The 15,964-nt window shown below is 70.9% G+C and carries 15 protein-coding genes and 3 pseudogenes; 12 read left to right on the forward strand and 6 right to left on the reverse strand.

From position 1 onward, the window contains the following. Positions 1 to 192 precede the first annotated feature (192 nt). A complete protein-coding gene (locus HNR61_RS22665; RefSeq protein ID WP_182845156.1) occupies positions 193 to 1,470 on the forward strand; it encodes an FAD-dependent oxidoreductase in 1,278 nt (425 codons plus the stop codon). Between the two features lie 2 nt (positions 1,471 to 1,472). Further along, the gene (locus HNR61_RS22670; protein WP_182845157.1) at positions 1,473 to 2,639 is read left to right on the forward strand and encodes an MDR family MFS transporter; all 1,167 of its coding nucleotides are present in this window, start codon (positions 1,473 to 1,475) and stop codon (positions 2,637 to 2,639) included. On the opposite strand, the gene HNR61_RS22675 is transcribed toward HNR61_RS22670, so the two are convergent. Beyond that, the gene (locus HNR61_RS22675; protein ID WP_182845158.1) at positions 2,626 to 5,262 is read right to left on the reverse strand and encodes an ATP-binding protein; all 2,637 of its coding nucleotides are present in this window, start codon (positions 5,260 to 5,262) and stop codon (positions 2,626 to 2,628) included. The two genes, HNR61_RS22670 and HNR61_RS22675, sit on opposite strands and share 14 nt — an antisense overlap. Before the next feature lie 577 nt (positions 5,263 to 5,839). Here HNR61_RS22675 and HNR61_RS46895 point away from each other — a divergent pair. From HNR61_RS46895 to HNR61_RS22715, 8 genes and pseudogenes are all read left to right on the forward strand, one after another. After that, the gene (locus HNR61_RS46895) at positions 5,840 to 6,025 is read left to right on the forward strand and encodes a hypothetical protein (protein ID WP_220509619.1); all 186 of its coding nucleotides are present in this window, start codon (positions 5,840 to 5,842) and stop codon (positions 6,023 to 6,025) included. Next, on the forward strand, positions 6,022 to 6,741 hold the full coding sequence (locus HNR61_RS22680; protein WP_220509620.1) for a DUF6192 family protein: 720 nt from the start codon (positions 6,022 to 6,024) through the stop codon (positions 6,739 to 6,741). The genes HNR61_RS46895 and HNR61_RS22680 overlap by 4 nt, the downstream gene beginning before the upstream one ends. Positions 6,742 to 6,755: 14 nt before the next feature. After that, on the forward strand, positions 6,756 to 7,172 hold the full coding sequence (locus HNR61_RS22685) for a hypothetical protein (protein WP_182845159.1): 417 nt from the start codon (positions 6,756 to 6,758) through the stop codon (positions 7,170 to 7,172). 24 nt (positions 7,173 to 7,196) lie between these two features. After that, positions 7,197 to 8,006, forward strand: a pseudogene (locus tag HNR61_RS22690) (IS5 family transposase); the annotation flags it as partial. A 695-nt stretch (positions 8,007 to 8,701) separates the two neighbouring features. Beyond that, the gene (locus tag HNR61_RS22695) at positions 8,702 to 9,073 is read left to right on the forward strand and encodes a hypothetical protein (protein ID WP_182845160.1); all 372 of its coding nucleotides are present in this window, start codon (positions 8,702 to 8,704) and stop codon (positions 9,071 to 9,073) included. A gap of 461 nt (positions 9,074 to 9,534) precedes the next feature. Then, positions 9,535 to 10,029 (forward strand): annotated as a pseudogene (locus HNR61_RS48075) (DUF4417 domain-containing protein). Between the two features lie 162 nt (positions 10,030 to 10,191). After that, entirely contained in the window at positions 10,192 to 10,764 is a 573-nt protein-coding gene (locus HNR61_RS22710; RefSeq protein ID WP_182845163.1) for a hypothetical protein, read from the forward strand. Positions 10,765 to 10,777: 13 nt separating this feature from the next. After that, on the forward strand, positions 10,778 to 11,062 hold the full coding sequence (locus tag HNR61_RS22715; RefSeq protein WP_182845164.1) for a hypothetical protein: 285 nt from the start codon (positions 10,778 to 10,780) through the stop codon (positions 11,060 to 11,062). 211 nt (positions 11,063 to 11,273) lie between these two features. On the opposite strand, the gene HNR61_RS22720 is transcribed toward HNR61_RS22715, so the two are convergent. The 5 genes and pseudogenes from HNR61_RS22720 to HNR61_RS22740 all read right to left on the reverse strand — a co-directional run bounded on the left by HNR61_RS22720 (position 11,274) and on the right by HNR61_RS22740 (position 13,480). After that, positions 11,274 to 11,501 carry an Lsr2 family DNA-binding protein gene (locus HNR61_RS22720; RefSeq protein ID WP_312898039.1) on the reverse strand — a complete coding sequence of 76 codons (228 nt, stop codon included), beginning with the start codon at positions 11,499 to 11,501 and terminating at the stop codon, positions 11,274 to 11,276. Between the two features lie 3 nt (positions 11,502 to 11,504). After that, positions 11,505 to 12,116: pseudogene (locus tag HNR61_RS22725) on the reverse strand (DUF6461 domain-containing protein); the annotation flags it as partial. Between the two features lie 185 nt (positions 12,117 to 12,301). Beyond that, positions 12,302 to 12,685, reverse strand: coding sequence for a VOC family protein (locus HNR61_RS22730; RefSeq protein WP_182845166.1), 384 nt, complete (start codon positions 12,683 to 12,685; stop codon positions 12,302 to 12,304). 2 nt (positions 12,686 to 12,687) lie between these two features. Further along, complete coding sequence (locus HNR61_RS22735) at positions 12,688 to 13,017, reverse strand: ArsR/SmtB family transcription factor (protein ID WP_312898033.1); 330 nt, start codon at positions 13,015 to 13,017, stop codon at positions 12,688 to 12,690. A gap of 22 nt (positions 13,018 to 13,039) precedes the next feature. Further along, on the reverse strand, positions 13,040 to 13,480 hold the full coding sequence (locus tag HNR61_RS22740; RefSeq protein ID WP_182845168.1) for an SRPBCC domain-containing protein: 441 nt from the start codon (positions 13,478 to 13,480) through the stop codon (positions 13,040 to 13,042). A 588-nt stretch (positions 13,481 to 14,068) separates the two neighbouring features. On the opposite strand from HNR61_RS22740, the gene HNR61_RS22745 reads away from it, so the two are divergent. Together HNR61_RS22745 and HNR61_RS22750 are read left to right on the forward strand one after the other, a co-directional pair. Beyond that, on the forward strand, positions 14,069 to 14,350 hold the full coding sequence (locus tag HNR61_RS22745) for a hypothetical protein (protein WP_182845169.1): 282 nt from the start codon (positions 14,069 to 14,071) through the stop codon (positions 14,348 to 14,350). Positions 14,351 to 14,541: 191 nt separating this feature from the next. Continuing rightward, the gene (locus tag HNR61_RS22750) at positions 14,542 to 15,816 is read left to right on the forward strand and encodes an AbiJ-related protein (RefSeq protein ID WP_182845170.1); all 1,275 of its coding nucleotides are present in this window, start codon (positions 14,542 to 14,544) and stop codon (positions 15,814 to 15,816) included. The last annotated feature ends 148 nt before the right edge of the window (positions 15,817 to 15,964 follow it).

Here is a 15,964-nt window from a genome sequence, read left to right on the forward strand (position 1 = left end):
GCACCGGGAACCCGCCCCGGCGCGCGGCCCCGCCGTGTCACCGCCCCGCCGTGTCACCGCCCGGCGTGCGCCTCTCCGTCACCGGGATGGGGCGCCGCGTAAGTCGAATGCCCGATGCCCCGGCAGGGGCCGGATCCCTACCGTCGGAGACGTCGATTCGTGATCAACTCTCTACCCGGTTCGGAGGACGTCATGGCGTTCCATGTCCTGATCGCAGGTGGCGGTATCGGCGGGCTCACGCTCGCCCAGGGGCTGCGCAAGGCGGGCATCTCGGTGGCGGTCCACGAGCGCGACCGGACCAGGGACGACCGGTTGCAGGGCTACCGGATCCACATCTCGCCCAAGGGGTGCGCGGCGCTGCACGAGTGCCTGCCGGAGGAGCTGTACGACCGGTTCGTGGCGACGTCCGGCAAGCCCAACACCACGCTGGGCTTCTACGACTCCGACTTCTCCGAGCTGCTGACCATCGGGGACCCCGACGCGCCCGAGCGCTACATCGACAGCTTCAAGTCCGTCAGTCGCATCTCGCTGCGGGAGGTGCTGCTGAGCGACCTGGACGGGGTCGTCCACTACGGCAAGACGTTCACGCGGTACGAGCAGCTCCCGGACGGCAGGGTGCGTGCGCACTTCGACGACGGCACCCACGCCGACGGCGACCTGCTGGTGGGCGCGGAAGGCGTCAACTCGCGGGTCCGCAGGCAACTGCTGCCGGAGGCGGAGCGCGTCGACACCGGCGCGCTGTCGCTCTCGGCCAAGGTCCCGCTGGACGACGGGACCCGCGCGCTCCTGCCCGGGCAACTGTTCGCCGGTTCGGGCTTCCTGTTCGGGCCACAGGGCGAGGCCGTCTTCCTGGCCGCGCACGAGTTCCGCAGCCGCAGCTCGGTCGCCAGGGCACCCGCCGGTGGCGGGCTGCTGCTGGACGACAGCGCCGACTACATCATGTGGAACCTCGTCACCACCTGGGACAAGCTGGGCGACCGGGCCGAGCTGGAACGCATGGACGGCGACGGCCTCCAGCGGGTCGCCTTCCGGGCGCTGAAGGGCTGGAGCCCCCGGCTGCACGAGCTGATCGCGCGCAGCGACCCCGGCAGCATCTCGATCTTCCCGCTGAAGAGCTCCACCCCGGTCGGCCCGTGGCGCAGCACCAACGTCACGCTGCTCGGCGACGCGATCCACAACATGCCGCCCACCGCGGGGGTCGGCGCCAACACCGCGATCCTGGACGCCCGCCTGCTGTGCGCGAACCTGATCGGCCACGCCAGGGGGGAACGGGCGCTGCTCGACGCGGTGCACGCCTACGAGGTGGAGATGCTCGACTACGGGTTCAAGGCGGTGGCGCTGGCCATGCGGAACCTGAGGATGGGCGTCAGCGACAGCTCCGCGCGGCGCTTCTTCACCAGGAACATGTTCCGCTTCTTCAACGCGGTGCCGCCGCTGAAGAAGCAGATGTCCGCCGCGATGATGAAGTAGCCGTGCGGACCGTCTTCGCGAGTCTGCTGATACTGCTGCTGCTGGCCACCATCGACACCACGCTGACCGGTGTCATCGCCCCCACCCTGGTCGCCGAGCTGGGCGGCCGGGACCAGGTGGAGCTGGTGGTCGTGGCCTACGCGCTGGCCTCCACCCTCACCCTGCCCCTGTGGGGCAGGGCGGGGGACCTGCGGGGGCACAAGCGGGTGCTGCTGGCCGCGCTGGTGCTCTTCGAGATCGGGTCGGCGGCCTGCGCCGCGGCGCAGGACATGCCCCAACTGGTGGCGGCCAGGGCGGTGCAGGGCGTCGGAGCGGGCGGGCTGATGGTCGGTGTCATCACCGTGGTCGCCGCGCTGGTCCCGCCCCGCGAGCGCGCCCGGTACCAGGGGTACGTCACCTCGGTGACGGCCGTGGCGATGGTCGGCGGCCCGCTGGCGGGCGGGCTGCTCACCGACGCGCTGTCCTGGCGCTGGGCCTACCTGGTCAACCTTCCGCTGGGCGGTGTCGCCTTCGTGGCGCTGGCCCTCCTGGTGCGGCTCCCGCCACCGGCGCGGGAGGGCAGGGCCCGACGGCCGGCCGACTACCTGGCCGTGCTGCCCCCGCGCCTGCTGGCCGTGCGGAACTTCGCCCTGGCCGCGATCCTCGCCCCGCTCCAGGGCGCGGTGATGCTCTCCTCGGTCACCTACCTCCCGCTCCACCTCCAGGCCGGGGGCGGCTCCGCGGCCGCCAGCGGCGTCCTGCTGCTGCCGTTGCTGGCCGGGTCGGTCGCCGCCTCGTTCCTGTCCGGACGCGTGATCAGCGCGACCGGCCGCTACAAGCCGGTCCTGGTGGCGGGGACGTCCCTGGTCGCGGTCGGCGCGGCGGGCACGGCGCTGACCGGCGCCGGCGGGGCCGTGCTGGCCGTGCTGGGCGTCGGGTCCGGCATGCTCATGCAACTGGTCACCCTCGTCGCGCAGAACAGCGTCCCGGTCGCGGACGTCGGGGTGGCCAGCGGCGCCGGTCCCTTCCTGCGCCAGCTCGGCGGCGTGGCCGGGGTGACGATGACCGGGGCGCTGTACGAGGCGGGCTCGGTCCAGGTCGCCTTCACCGCGCTGACGGCCGTCGCGGTGGCGGCCGTCGTGGTCGCCGCGCTCGTCGTGGAGAACCCGCTGCGCGTCACGACAGGATGAGGCCGGCCAGTTCGGTCCGGGTGGTGACGCCCAGCTTCGGATACGCCTTGTACAGGTGGTGCCCGACGGTCCTGGGGCTGAGGAACAGCCGGGCGGCGATCTCCTTGTTGGTGGCTCCCGTCGCGGCCAGGCGCACCACCTGGAGCTCCTGCGGCGTGAGCCGCGCCAGCAGGGCGGCGTCGGCGCTCCTGGCCGGGGACTCGCCGGTGGCGCGCAGCTCCGAGGAGGCCCGGTCCAGCCAGGGGGCGGCGCCCAGCCGTTCGAAGGTGTCCGCCGCCTCCCGCAGGACCGGGCGGGCCTCCTGCTTGCGCCGCTCGCGCCGCAGCCGCTCGCCCAGCAGCAGCCGCGTGCGCGCGGCGTCGAAGGGCCGGTCGGCGGCCCGGTGCAGGTCGATCGCTGTGGCGAAGTCCCGCTCGTCGCCGTCCAGCAGCGCCCGGCAGCGGGCCAGCAGACCCCGCGCCCAGGCCTGGCCGCTGGCCTCCGCCCACAGTACGAACCGGTCGTGGGCCGCGCGGGCGCGCTCCGGCTCCCGCAGCCTGACCAGGACCTCGACCAGGTCGGGGGCGGCGGCGGGCTGCCGGCGGGCGGCGCGGGCCAGATGGTCGGCGGCCTGCTGGTAACGGCCCCGGGCCAGCTCCAGCAGGCCCAGCGCCCACTGTGCCCACACCTGGCCCGAGGGCGTCGCCGCCGCCCGCCCGGCCAGCCGCCGGCAGTCCTCCTCGGCGCCGCGGACCGCGGCCAGCCAGGCCCGCACCCCGCGCGCCTGCGCCTCCAGGTGCGTCTGGCCGGTCTGCGCCGCCACCTGCTCGGCGTGGTCGGCGTCGGCGGCCGCGTCCAGGTGGCGTCCCCGCAGCAGCTCGACGGAGGCCAGCGCCAGATGGGTGTGCGGCAGCCAGGCCACCATGCCGAGCGAGGCGCATTCGGCGGCCAGCGCACGCGCCATGTTCAGGGCGGTGGTGTGGTCGCCGACGAGCAGGGCGATCGCCAGGGCGTTGTTGCGCAGGCCGTGTTCGCCGTGGTCGACGTGCCTCCCGCCCTCGACCACCTGGCGCAGCAGCGGCAGGGCCCGCTCCGGATCGTCCTCCAGCAGCGCCGTGATCCCCGAGGCCATGGCCAGCGCCGGGCGGGCCGGGTCGGCGCCGTGGCCGAGGGAGGCCAGCAGGTCGGTGGCCTGGCGGGAGAGCTTCAGGTCATGGGCGTACCAGGCGTTGCGCACGACCTGGATCAGCAGTGCGGCGGCCCGGCCGGGGTGCGCCGAGGCCAGCGGCCTGGCGGCCTCCAGCAGGGTGAGGCTCGCGGTCTCGACGGCGCCGCGCTCGAAGTCGACGTCGGCCCGGAGGTTGGCCAGCCGGGCCAGGACGAGCCCGTCGCCGGTCAGGCGCACCGCCTGGTCGGTGAGCCGGGCGGCCCGGCCCAGCCGCCCGGCGGAGATGGCCGCCTCGGCGGCGTTGGCCAGCCGCACGGTCCGCAGACCCGGTTCGGGGGTGAGGAGCGCGGCCCGCTCCCACGCCGCCGCGGCCGCGTGCCCGCTGCGCCGTGCGAACGCCTCGGCCGACCGCGCCAGCTCGGCGGCCAGCTCCTCGTCCGTTCCGGTCACCGCCGCGGCCAGGTGCCAGATCCGCCGCTCGGGCTCGCTGACCTCCGCCAGCGCCCGGTGGACCGCCCCGCGCCTGGCGAAGCCCGCCGCCTGGTAGACCGCCGACCGGACCAGCGGATGCCGGAAACGCACCCGCCCCGCGGTCACCTCGACGAGGCCGGAACGTTCGCACTCCTCCAGGGCCTGCTCGCCGACGCCGAGGCGTGACGCGGCGCGCATGATCAGGGACGGCTCGCCCGTGTCCTCGGCCGCCGCCACCAGCAGCAGGGTCCCGGCCGGTTCGCCCAGCGCGGTGGCCCGCCGCCCGAACGCCTCCAGCAGCCGCCGCGTGAGCGGCAGCTCGCCCAGATCGCCGCCGGACACGCCGCGGGGCAGCTCGATGAGCCCCAGCGGGTTGCCGCCCGCCTCCGCCAGCACGCGTTCGCGCACGTCCGTGGCCAGGCCCGGCGCGACCGCGTCCACCAGCTCGCCCGCCGCCGGGGACTCCAGCGGGGACACCCGTAGCTCGGGCAGGCCGGGAGCGTGGAACTCCTCGCGCGCGGCCAGCAGCAGGGCCACCCGTTCGCTGCGCAGTCGGCGCGCGGCGAACAGCAGGGCGTCGGCCGAGGCCCGGTCCAGCCACTGCGTGTCGTCCATCACGCACAGCAGGGGCCGCTCCGCCGCCACGGCCGCCAGCAGGCTCAGCACCGCGACTCCGACCAGGAACCGGTCACCGGCCCGGGCCGTGGACATGCCCAGCGCGCCGCGCAGCGCCGTCGCCTGGACCTCCGGCAGCTCCTCCACCCGCCCCAGCACGGGCGCCAGCAGCAGATGCAGCCCCGCGTAGGGCAACTCTGCCTCCGACTCCACACCCATGCCGCGCAGCACCGTGAACTCCGCGCCGGCGCGCTCCACGGCGTGGTCGAGCAGCGCGGACTTGCCGACGCCCGGATCGCCGCTGACCACCAGGACGCCGCTGGCGCCTCCCGCCGCCTCGGCGAGAAGCCGGTCGAGCGTCCCCTGTTCACGGGTCCTGCCGTAGAGCATTCCCGGATGATACTGAGGCGCTCTTAGTGGCTGTCTCTGAATGCTGATCTTGGTGAATCAGTCTGGTGATCCGGCCGGGGCGGGGCGCACTGTGGGTGGGGTGGTCGGGAAGTTTGCGCGGCGGTTGTGTCCGGGCTGTGGTGAGGCGTTGCCGGTGCGGGCGCGTAGGGATGCGGTGTTTTGCAGTTCGGCGTGCCGGGCGCGGCATTGGCGGTGGGCGGTGCGGACGCGGCAGAGGGTCGCGCGGGTGGTGGATTCCGCTCCCGACAGCCGGGTGAGTTGTCCGGAGTGCGGGGCGGTGTGGGTGGTGGGGGTGGAGCACAAGCGGGGTGCGATCTTTTGTTCGCGGCGGTGCAAGACGCGGGCGCGGCGCCGGCGGCAGGCGGCGGCCGCGCAAGCCGTTCGGGTTGGGGGCGCAGTGCCCGATCCGCGAACGGATCGCTGATCGGCACCTGAGGTTTGACCGCACCGGAAAAGGTTCTTGTGACCAGGGATTGTCACCGACTGCGATCAAGCGCACACTGACGTCAGCCGCGCCAGAGAAGAGTCCGTTCGCCCCGTTTGAGGAGGCATGGGCATGGGCGCGAGCATGGTCGGGCGGGTCAGCCAGGACCGCTACCTGGAACTGGTGACCAAGGCGCGCGAGCTGGTGGAGGTGCAGTCACGTTGCCAGTTCGCCCTGGGGGCACCGCGTTGGAGATCGAACCGATCCAGCAGCACGGAGGGCAAGGTCACAGCCCGGTCGAGAAGATGGTCGGCGTGACCGAGGTGCTGGCGATGTTCGCCGACGACATCGGTGTTCCGACCAAGGCGTTGCTGACCTACCGGTGGGTGTCCTCGCGCTGGCCGGCGGCCCGCCGCCGCGCCGGGGTGTCGCACTACATCCACCGGATCCTGGCCAGCATCACCGACGACGACGAGCGGTGGGCGGCCATTGCGGACCCGCCGCTGGACGAGCGGACCGGCCGCCGCCGCTGGACCGAGGACGCGGCTCGCACGCGGATCGGGCAGCCGACCCGGACCCCGACCACCCTTGCGCAGAAGGTCCGCGCGATCCACGACCTGGCCGCCGATGACCAGGTCGCCTCGGCCGCGGCCGCCGACCTGCTGCGGCGTCCGGCGGTCGCGCGGACGGCCATGCAGGACCACACGGCCCGGCATCTGGTGAACCGGGCCCAGCACGAGGTCGACCACGCCGCCGGCGAACCCGCCCGGCAGGTCGCCGGCCCGGCGCTGCGGCGGGTGGACCACACAATGGGCTGCATCGACCTGATCGGCGCCTGCGCCAGTTTCGTGGCCGCCGGCGGCCGGATCGTGCCGGGATTGCGGGGCCGGTCGTTCACCGACGACGAACGCGCCCGCATCCACAAGAACCTGACGCGGGTCCGCACGACCGCCGACTGGATGGAGCACGCGGTCGACACCGGCAACACCGCCCTGGACGAGGGCCTGGCCGCGCTGCTGCGCGACCAGCAGTAGCCGGGAGGCTGGTGATGGCCGGTGCGGGCGGCCGCCTGGCCGCCAACGTGTGCGGGGACCGGGTCCTGATGGCGCTGCGCGAGGCCCGGCCCGCCGGGCTGTCCACCGCGCAGTTGGTCGCGGCGACCGGGATGACGCTCTACCAGGTCCGCAAGGGGCTGCTCTACATCCGCGAGACCGCCGCGATGGCCAATCTGGAGCCGTTGACCTGGACCCGCGGCGACGGATGGCGGCTGGCCTCTGACCCGGCCGAGTGGGTCGCCTACACCGCGGCGGTCTGTCATCAGATGCTGGTGCGCACCCGCCGCCTGATCACCTCGACCGCCGCACCGGCGGTCGCCGCCCGGCCTGATGATGAGGATGCCCAGACCATGCTGGACCTGCTCACCGGGGTCAAGGCGGGCCTGTCCCAGCTGGCCAAAGGCTACTGACCAGCAAGGAGGGGTGAGGACGTGGTGCGCAGGCGACGGTATCCCTCCGACACCACCGCGGCCGAATGGGCCCTGATCGAGCCGCTGCTGCCGGTCCCGGCCTGCCAGACCGAACGCGGTGGCCGGCCGGAGAAGCACCCACGGCGGGCGATCGTGGACGCGATCCGCTACGTGGTCGACAACGGCATAAAATGGCGCGCCATCCCGCACGACTACGGCGTCCCATGGCAGACCGTCTACGGGTTCTTCGCGCGCTGGGCACGCACCGGGGTGGTCGCCTGCATCCGCGACCAGCTGCGCGCCCGCCTACGCACCCACCGCGACTACGCACCCAACCCGGTCGCGATCGTGCTGGACAGCCAGACCGTCCGCGCCGCCGAGACCGCCAGCAAGGCCACCCGCGGCTACGACGCCGCCAAGAAGGTCAACGGACCCAAACGACATCTCGCCGTCGACCTGGGCGGATGGCCGGTGATGGTGATGGTCACCCCCGCCGCCCGCACCGACCGCGACGCCGCCCGCGAACTGCTGACCCGGCTCCGCCTCACCCACCCCGAACTGGCCTGCGCCTGGGCCGACCGCGCCTATGCCGGCACCCAGGTCACCTGGGCCGCCTCATTCCTGAACTTGACCCTGGCGATCGTCTCCCGACCTCCCCGCAGCCGCGGCTTCGTCGTCGTCCCGCGCCGCTGGGTGGTGGAGCGCACCCTGTCCTGGATCATGCAAGCGCGCCGCAACGTCCGCGACTACGAACGCCTGCCCCAGCATTCCGAAGCCCACCTGACCTGGGCGACGATCACCTTGATGACACGCAACCTGACCCGCGAGCAGCCCCAGCCGGCGCAGCGAGGCACCCACCTCGCGCCCACCGGCAAGTGAGACTCACCGGTGGACGCGAGGTGGGCGTGTCCGCGGGTCATGGGGTTGCCATGGCCGACCGACGAGGTGACCTCCCAGAGGTCGCTGATGGACGTTCTTGCTAGGCGGATGAGGTTCGGCCGGGCCATGATCAGCCCCTCAGCGTCAAGTCGATCGCGGCCGCCACAGCTGGCCCTGCACCATGAACCGGGAAACCCTGCGACCCGGTGGTTGCGGTGATTCGATCCGCTGATCAGAAGGAAGATGCGGAGGGGAAGGACCGGGCGTGAGAACGGGCCCTCACGTACCGCCGTGCGGTGGCCCGCGCAGAGTTGAGGACTTGGGCGACATCGCGTCCGCTCGCGACACGTTGACGGGCGTCCTTGGCACGGTGGCTAGCCGGATTGCTGGACGCGAGTACGGCGAGCGGTCGGCACTGCGGGGCGAGTTGAAGAGCTCGCGATAGCGACGTTCGCGTTCGGGCCGTGGAAACGCAGGTCACCGTACCTACCGGTCGGGCATGCCCGATGGGGCGTCCCATTCGGAGATGGTCTCGTTGTGGGGTCGCTCATAGATTCGAGCGATCGGAGACCAGAGATCAGAGAGCAGGTGAGTCACGGCCTGCGGACAGAGTGGAGGCAAGCATGAGAGCGCGTTGGGCGATCCTCTGTATGACGACCCTTCTGGCCGGCCTGTCGGTGTCGGTGCCGCCTGCTGCGGCCGAAGCCGACAAGGCAACCCCGACTCCCTGGTCGGTCGGCTACGACACTGCCAACGCCTCAGGCACCAGGTGGTACGAGAACGGCTACCTGACGGGCCAGGGCAACCTGCAGAACACCGGCTCCGGATGCTTCACGCTCTGGGGCTTCTATACCGTCGACTTCTCCTACTACTACGTCAAGCACGCCACCCAGTGCGGCCCCGGATCTGCGCCGGTCAGCATCCAGCAGGACGCCAGCATGCTGACCTCGGCGAGACTGATGATCTGCCGCGGCACCGAGGACGTCAGCGACTGCGGCCCGAAGGTCCGGATCGACCGATAGCCCGACCGGCTGCCGGCCCCCGTCGTCCGGTTCCCACGGCACGGGCGGCCGGCAGTCACGGCTTCAGCTGTATCTACCGGTGTGGGCCGTCGGCCCGCGCCGGGCGGTGAGCGGAAGATCACCGTGCTCCACGGTGCCGCGATCACTCTCGCCGACGCACCGGATGAGTTCCGCGGTACGCACCGTGTCGCCAACTCCAACACCTACCGTGTCTACGCCTCGGCCATCGACAGCCGACATCGAGATCGGCGACGAGGAACACGCAGTCCGGCAAGCCCTCGCCGCCGCCGCTCAGGACGGCTCGGCCGCGGTGATGCCGATGATGCAATCCGGCCCGGCCCCTGGCCGCCGCAGCCGAGCGCGGGGCCAGTCCGAGCAGGTCCAGGCGATTGCGTACGCGGAGTTCGAACGGATGCACCAAGCGGCCTAGGTCGTCGACCGCACCTACAGTCCGGCGCAGGGTGGAGCGACCACGCCGCCGAGCCCGCCCCGGCACCGCGGCGCATTTCTTCCTGGACGATCACCGGTTCGAGACGGTGTGGAACAAGCCCGAACGCGCCCTGACCCGCCTGGCCAGGGTCGGCGCGGCGCTGACCCCGGACTTCTCGCTGTGGCGGGACGTGCCGCTGGTGATGCAGCTGTGGCAGGTGTACCGGGCGCGGTGGTGCGGCGCGTGGCTGCTGCACCACGGCATCCAGATCATCCCCACCGTCAGCTGGGCCGGCCCGTAGTCGTGGGAGTTCGCGTTCGCCGGGATCGCGGCCGGGTCGGTGGTGGCGGTGTCCAGCGTCGGCACCGTCCGCGACCGGTCCGCGCGGGAGCTGTTTGCGGCCGGGTACGCCCAGATGCTCACCCGGCTGCGCCCGGCGACCGTCCTGGTCTACGGTAAGCCGCCCGCCCCGGACGTGGCCGCCGGGGTGCCGGTCCGCTGCTACCCGACCCGGTGGGAGCGGTGATGGGCGGCCGCGGCGGCACCGGCCATCCCGCCCGCAAACCAGTCACCAGCGCGGGCACCGTCGGCGACGCGAACGCGGCCCGGATCGCCGCGCTGGGCAGCCCGCACGCTGGGCTGCCCGCGACCCCGGCGCCACGCGACGCGCCTGCATGGTGGGCAGGGGATGGTCACCGAGTTGGTCACCTCGTCCACCGGGCAGCGCGCCGTCCGCAAGCGTCCCCGCCCCGACCAAATCCCCGAGGAGTACCTCTTCTACCTGGACGGTGAGGACCTGTTCCCGCTGCTGGCCGAGGCGGTCGGCGCCCCGGTCGCCGCGACCTGGCGCGACGGCGACGACGTGATCTGGGTCGCATACATCGACGGTGGCAGCCACGAGGTCCCCGATTATCCGATCGACACCCCCGAGGGCATCCGGCTCGGCTTGGCCGACACCCTGGCCGGCAATCTCGATCGGCACGGCAATCTGTTCGCCATCGACGGCGGCCGCCGCCTGAAGGGGTTCGACCATGGCGGGTCCTGGCTGGAGGTCGAGACCGGCGATACCGGTCCTTACCTGCGTGAACGACAGGCGCCCATGTGGCATTTCGTCGAGGGCGACCGCTGGCACACCGACCCGCCGCTGACCGCCGCCGAACTCGGCCGCATCCGCGACCGCATCGCCGCACTGCGCCCCCGCTTCGAGCAACGCGGCCGCGGCGCCTGGCTCGACCACTCCGCTGACCAGGCCACTTGCTGAATCTGCTCGGTTCGTGCACGGTGACAAGGGACCCCGCGTCACCAGCGGCGCGGTCGACCTCACCTTCGCCGACCACCCCACCGGAGACGCCAACCCGATCCCCCAGGACCTGTTCCACGAGGTCACCGACCTCCACACCGAACCAGGCGCCACCCTCACCCTGATGATGGCGACCGGGCCCGGCATCCGCGGCAGCTGGGGCTACCTCAACCCCGACACCGGCCACATCGACCCCGCCCCACGCCCAAGCGACACGTTCCGGCGCGCGTGGCGATCCCTCAATCCACACCTCACCTAACCACTCAGATCATCGCTGGCCAGCCGTCAGCCCGTCGGCCAGCGGGAAGGAGGTGGACACCCGCACGCTAGTGACCGAGGCGCGGCCGCCGCTGTGGCGCAGCCCGATGACGGCCACAGATCCGTCGACTTCGGTGGTCTCGGCGATCGTCCGCTCAAACCCTGTGAACAGCGGCGCTGTTCAGCTTCAGGAGCCGTTGACGCTGCGCAGTTCACTCTTCGCTTGGGTGGTCTCGCTTCAGCTCTTGGGGCCGGTCTAGCCGGGCGGCGTCATAGAGACCGACGACGTTGCTCGGGATCCTGCCGCGCTCAGTGACGCCTATCCCGCGCGACTCGGCCCAGGCGCGGATGTCGGAGTCCCGGGCCGCGAGCTCGTCGGGCGTGGGAGCAGGGTCGGTCCAGCTCCAACCCTGTTCCCGGGCGTGCTTGCTCACCGCCACGATGCCGGTGGAGTAGCAAGCCTGTTCCAGCAGGTCGAGGGTCAGGCGCACGCCGGTGAGTTGCTCGGCGAGGACGAAGTACTCGAGGACCTTGTCCGCTTCGTCGGTGCCCACGCCGGCGCGGCTGATGGCCTCGTTCAGCGTGTCGGGGTCCTCGCCTCCTCGGTCTCGGGGCCGTTCGAACCAAGTGACCAGGCGTTCGTCCTGTCACCAGTGGAACCCGCCCTTGCCGACGGGATTGAGGTAGCGCGTCACTACCTGGGTTTCCGCGGAGACTTCAGCCATGAGCTCGTGGTTGAACCCGACGGCGACGTTGAACTCGACCATCAAGGTCCACTCCCCGCCGGCTCCCGACACCGGAGCGGCGCCGACCAGCTGAAAGTCCCCGTACTCATAATCCAGGCGCTCCTGCACCTCGTCGCTTCGGCGGTACAGCGCCGTCAGACCGGTGGAGGGTCCCTGGCGGTCGGCCTGCAGCCGGCCGAGGACATCCTCTGGGGCGACCTCTTTGACCAGGCCGACGCAGTAGCCCAGGTGGCTGTCGAGCAAAGAGCCCCTCACCCAGCCGTAATCAGGAGCAGAAGCAGTCACGGTCGACATCCTGGCAGAGATCATCGCAGAGCCCCGACGACGTCGGACCTTCGGCCACGGCCCGCCCTCGGCCCGTCGGGGACATCGCGCCCATGGCTCTCACCCGAGGTTCTCGAACAGGTTCCAAGCGCTGGTGGCCGGTCTTGAAAGTGCTGGTTGGCGGACAGTGAATGTGCCGGTCCGCAAGGACACGCAACGGGCTGGGCAGCTCAGCCGGATTCTGCGAGCAGGTGAACGACGCCGGCCGGGTTCTTGATCCAGTGGGTTCTGGATTCAAGGTTGTGCAGTGGTTCGACTTCATCACACGGGCGGATGCCGGTGGCGGCCAGTGTGGCTGTCGCCACGTCCAGGTCATCGGTGTGGAGCTGCAACCACAGGTCGGGCTGGCTGTAGTTGTCGACGCGGTCCAGCCACAGCGTGTTAGGGCCGAACCGCACCGAATGAGTTCTTGAGACGGTCGGGGCGTAGGAAACGTCCTCCTCTTTGACGTCGAAGCCCAGGGTGTCGCGGTAGAAGGCCACAGTGGCCTCGTACTGTGCCTTGGGGATCTTCATGGCGATGTTCAGGCCGGCGGTGAACCCAGGCTGGTTCATGGTCAGGTGGCTCCTTGGTCGGGTGTCGGGTTGGCAGTGGCGTCCAGTGCGCGTTCCAGTGCGGTCAGCCGGTCATCCCATCTGTTGGCGAGCGCGGCCAGCCATGTCTGGGCCGTGCGGATGGGCGCTGGTTCCAGCCGGTAGGGATGGCGGCGGCCGACCGGTTCGCCGGAGCTGATCAGGCCCGCTTCGGCGAGCTGATCGAGGTGCTTGGCCACTGCTTGCCGGCTGATCGGCAGCCGCCGCGCCAGATCGGTGACGGTTGCGGGTCCGGCGCGGGCGAGCTCGTTCAGCAGTGCCCGCCGGGTCGGATCGATGAGCGCCGCGAACACCGCGACGGCCTGCTCCTGTGAATCAGGCGGCCGCATCAAGGTAGGTCTCCAGGTCGCCGAGTTCTGCGGCCCATCCCCGGCTGTTGGACTGGTGGGCCGACCGGGCAACGTGGTCGGCGGCCTGGGCGAACCCGCTCTCCACCAGACGCAGCCGAGTCCCCTCCGCCACGGGCTCCAGGGTGAAGGTCACCAGCGTCAGGGGCGTGTTGTCCCCCGACCAGCCCTCGATCGGCCACCTGAACGCAAAACGGTGTGGTGGATCAACGATCATGATCGTGGCGACGGACTCTTCGTCGAGGTCATCCCAGCGGAAATACGCTCGCCCGCCGGGCCGCAGATCGATCTCAGCCACCGAGCCGAACCATTGCGACAGCCCTTCGGCGGTGGTCAGCGCGGCCCACACCCGCTCAACGGGGTGCCGCAGCACCGTCTCACGTTCGATCCTGTCCGGAACCACACCCATGCCCCTTCGCAACCCTTGAGTTGCCATCATGATGGCAACCTAATGGTTGCGATAGAGATCCCGCAAGCCCGGCCCGGAACCCGCGAACGCTCCACGACATGCCAACCGTCCGCCGTGACTCATCCACCCAGCTCAAGCCACGACCGGCACGTTCCCTGCCGGAGTGTCGGCACCCGCTGTCGGTACATCTGCCGGATACCGGCACTTCTGAGTGTCCACGAGCACACGATCAAGACCGGGCAAACAGTGCCTGATGCGGCACTGATGCAGGGATCGTTCGTCGGGTGAAGGACGGGCTGCGGCTGTGGACAGTCGGCGGAGGCCCGCGCCCGGACCGACATCCTTTGGATTTCCATTTCTTGCTCCCGCCGGGGAGCTCAGACCCGTACCGGCCTGCGGTAGTGCCACACATGCGCCGGGGCCGACGGCGGGTCGGGCTCGGTCCGAACGGCCGGGCGGGGAGCGCCCGAGCCGGGGGCTCGTGATTGGGGCTGTGCGGGCGTAGCGTGGACGAGGTAGGGCGTTGGGCCTGGTCAGGGGCACTGTGGCTTCCAGGCTCCAACGCCGTCTGCGACACGGGGGGCTGTCATGAACATCAACCGGAAGGTCGCGCTGCTGGCGGGCGCGGCGGTGGTCGGGCTGGGCCCGGCGGCCCTGGCCGCAAGCGGAGCCGCCGTCACCGCCCACACCGGCTACAACCAGGCCCACGACAGCGGCGTCCTCGCCCAGTCCTGGCGACCACGTCCGGTTCCGCCGGCTGCACCCCCTGGACTCGGTAGGTCCGGGGTGGAGCGCCCCGACCAGGCGCGCACCCCACGTACCGGCCCTGCTAACCGGGGAGGAGGAGGCGGCGCCCAGATCGGGCGGTGAGGAGCATTGGATCGGCCTTCGGGAAACGCGCACACTGTGCGCCGCACACCCGACAGAATCTGCGATCTGTCCAGTTCACGCCCATGCGGCCCCAGCGTTTGTAACGTTCAGTAGTCGACTGGCAGTCGGTCGCCATCACGTCGCCGCCGACCGCGATACGAGCACTCTCGCGCCACCAAGCCAGGCCGAAGGTGACCATCCAGGTTCTCATGGCCGGTTCGGCACGGCTGCGCGAGAATTGTCCAATGGCGGGCGAAGTGGACCTGGTGAAGCTGCGGGAGCATCTCAAAGCGCCCGCGGAGGCGTTCGTGACCAGGGCCTCGCACAAGGATCCCGATGCGGCGTGCCATCACCTTGGGTTGCCGGTGCTGCCGTACGACCAGGGCACTTCGAAACGCGATCGGTTCTCCCGGTGCTTGGCGGCTCTGCCCGACGCCGACCTGCCGGCCGTCGCCGCGCGGGTGCTGGAGCTGGACGATGGGATTCTGGACGCCGCGACCCGCAACGTGATCCAGGACGTGCTGTGGGCCGGGCAGCCCGTACCGGAGATCTCGCAGCGAGCACGTCGGGAGATCGCGCAGGCCCTGGAGCCGGGGCTGGAAAACCTCGCCACCCAAGGCGACCGGTTCCGTGCGCTGCTGGAACGGTTCTGGGTTCTTGGCGCCAACCCGTTCGGCGACTTTTTCGGGCATGGCAAGAGCCTGCGCGCCCAGATCGACCAGCACGTGTTCAACAACGACGACTGGACCGCCGAGGAGCTGTTCGAGCACCTGGGAGCGTTGGGAGCAGGCCATCCCAGGTTCGCCCGGTTCCTGGCCGGGTTGGTCTCCGCCGACGTCATTCCGGATGAGCCCATGCAGCGGCGCCTGGTCGCGATCCTCGACCCTCCTCTGCGTGCTGCGGGGGCGGAACTGCGTGAGACCGACACCAGGGATGGATACCCGGTGTTCAGCGTGGTGTCGACGCGCTCGGGACATGCCCGGTCGCCCCGAGCCCTGATCTTCGCCACTCGGTCCAAGCCCGACATCCGCTTCGAGGACGTACTGGACCTCGACATCGAGGTCCTCAACGACCACGTCAATGTCTTGGTCTATGACCGACCGATCGGCCCGGACGGACTGCGCTGGCGCGACCTGCACACCTGGTGGAAGGACACCCACCAGATCACCAGCGACGACGAGGCGAAGAGGACGCTGTACTCCCGCCTCCTGGCGTCCCTGCCCAAGAACCACAAGGGAGAGTGGTACCCCGCCCAACGGAACCTCTTTGACCTGTATCACCAGCTCCACGGTCAGCACGTGCCCGGTCTTCCCGCGCTGCTGCCCGAAGTCTGGGTGCATTGGGATCCCAAGACCATCAAGGCTCGCGGTGCCGCAGCGATGACGCACCACCGCATGGACTTCCTACTCCTGCTGCCCGGCGGACACCGGGTGGTCCTAGGTCGTGTCCGGTGGATCACGATGTGATCCAGAGCAGGGTGCTGACCAGGGTGACGGCTGCTTGGTAGTGCGCGGCGAGTTTGATGCCCCTATGGATGTCAAGCCGTGGAGGGTAGTGCGCGGTTTGGGGGGCTGGGGTTGGTGATGAGCTGGTAGATCTCGCGGGCGATGTAGC

It is taken from the genome of Actinomadura kijaniata, from assembly GCF_014138665.1.
GTDB lineage: Bacteria > Actinomycetota > Actinomycetes > Streptosporangiales > Streptosporangiaceae > Spirillospora > Spirillospora kijaniata.

Excerpts from the sequence above, each read along its gene's own strand:
- HNR61_RS22710 (WP_182845163.1), top strand. The coding sequence starts at position 10,192 with ATGGTCACCGAGTTGGTCACCTCGTCCACCGGGCAGCGCGCCGTCCGC.
- HNR61_RS22675 (WP_182845158.1), bottom strand. The coding sequence starts at position 5,262 with ATGCTCTACGGCAGGACCCGTGAACAGGGGACGCTCGACCGGCTTCTC.
- HNR61_RS22740 (WP_182845168.1), bottom strand. The coding sequence starts at position 13,480 with ATGGGTGTGGTTCCGGACAGGATCGAACGTGAGACGGTGCTGCGGCAC.
- HNR61_RS22665 (WP_182845156.1), top strand. The coding sequence starts at position 193 with ATGGCGTTCCATGTCCTGATCGCAGGTGGCGGTATCGGCGGGCTCACG.
- HNR61_RS46895 (WP_220509619.1), top strand. The coding sequence starts at position 5,840 with ATGGGCGCGAGCATGGTCGGGCGGGTCAGCCAGGACCGCTACCTGGAA.
- HNR61_RS22685 (WP_182845159.1), top strand. The coding sequence starts at position 6,756 with ATGGCCGGTGCGGGCGGCCGCCTGGCCGCCAACGTGTGCGGGGACCGG.
- HNR61_RS22730 (WP_182845166.1), bottom strand. The coding sequence starts at position 12,685 with ATGAACCAGCCTGGGTTCACCGCCGGCCTGAACATCGCCATGAAGATC.
- HNR61_RS22695 (WP_182845160.1), top strand. The coding sequence starts at position 8,702 with ATGACGACCCTTCTGGCCGGCCTGTCGGTGTCGGTGCCGCCTGCTGCG.
- HNR61_RS22745 (WP_182845169.1), top strand. The coding sequence starts at position 14,069 with ATGAACATCAACCGGAAGGTCGCGCTGCTGGCGGGCGCGGCGGTGGTC.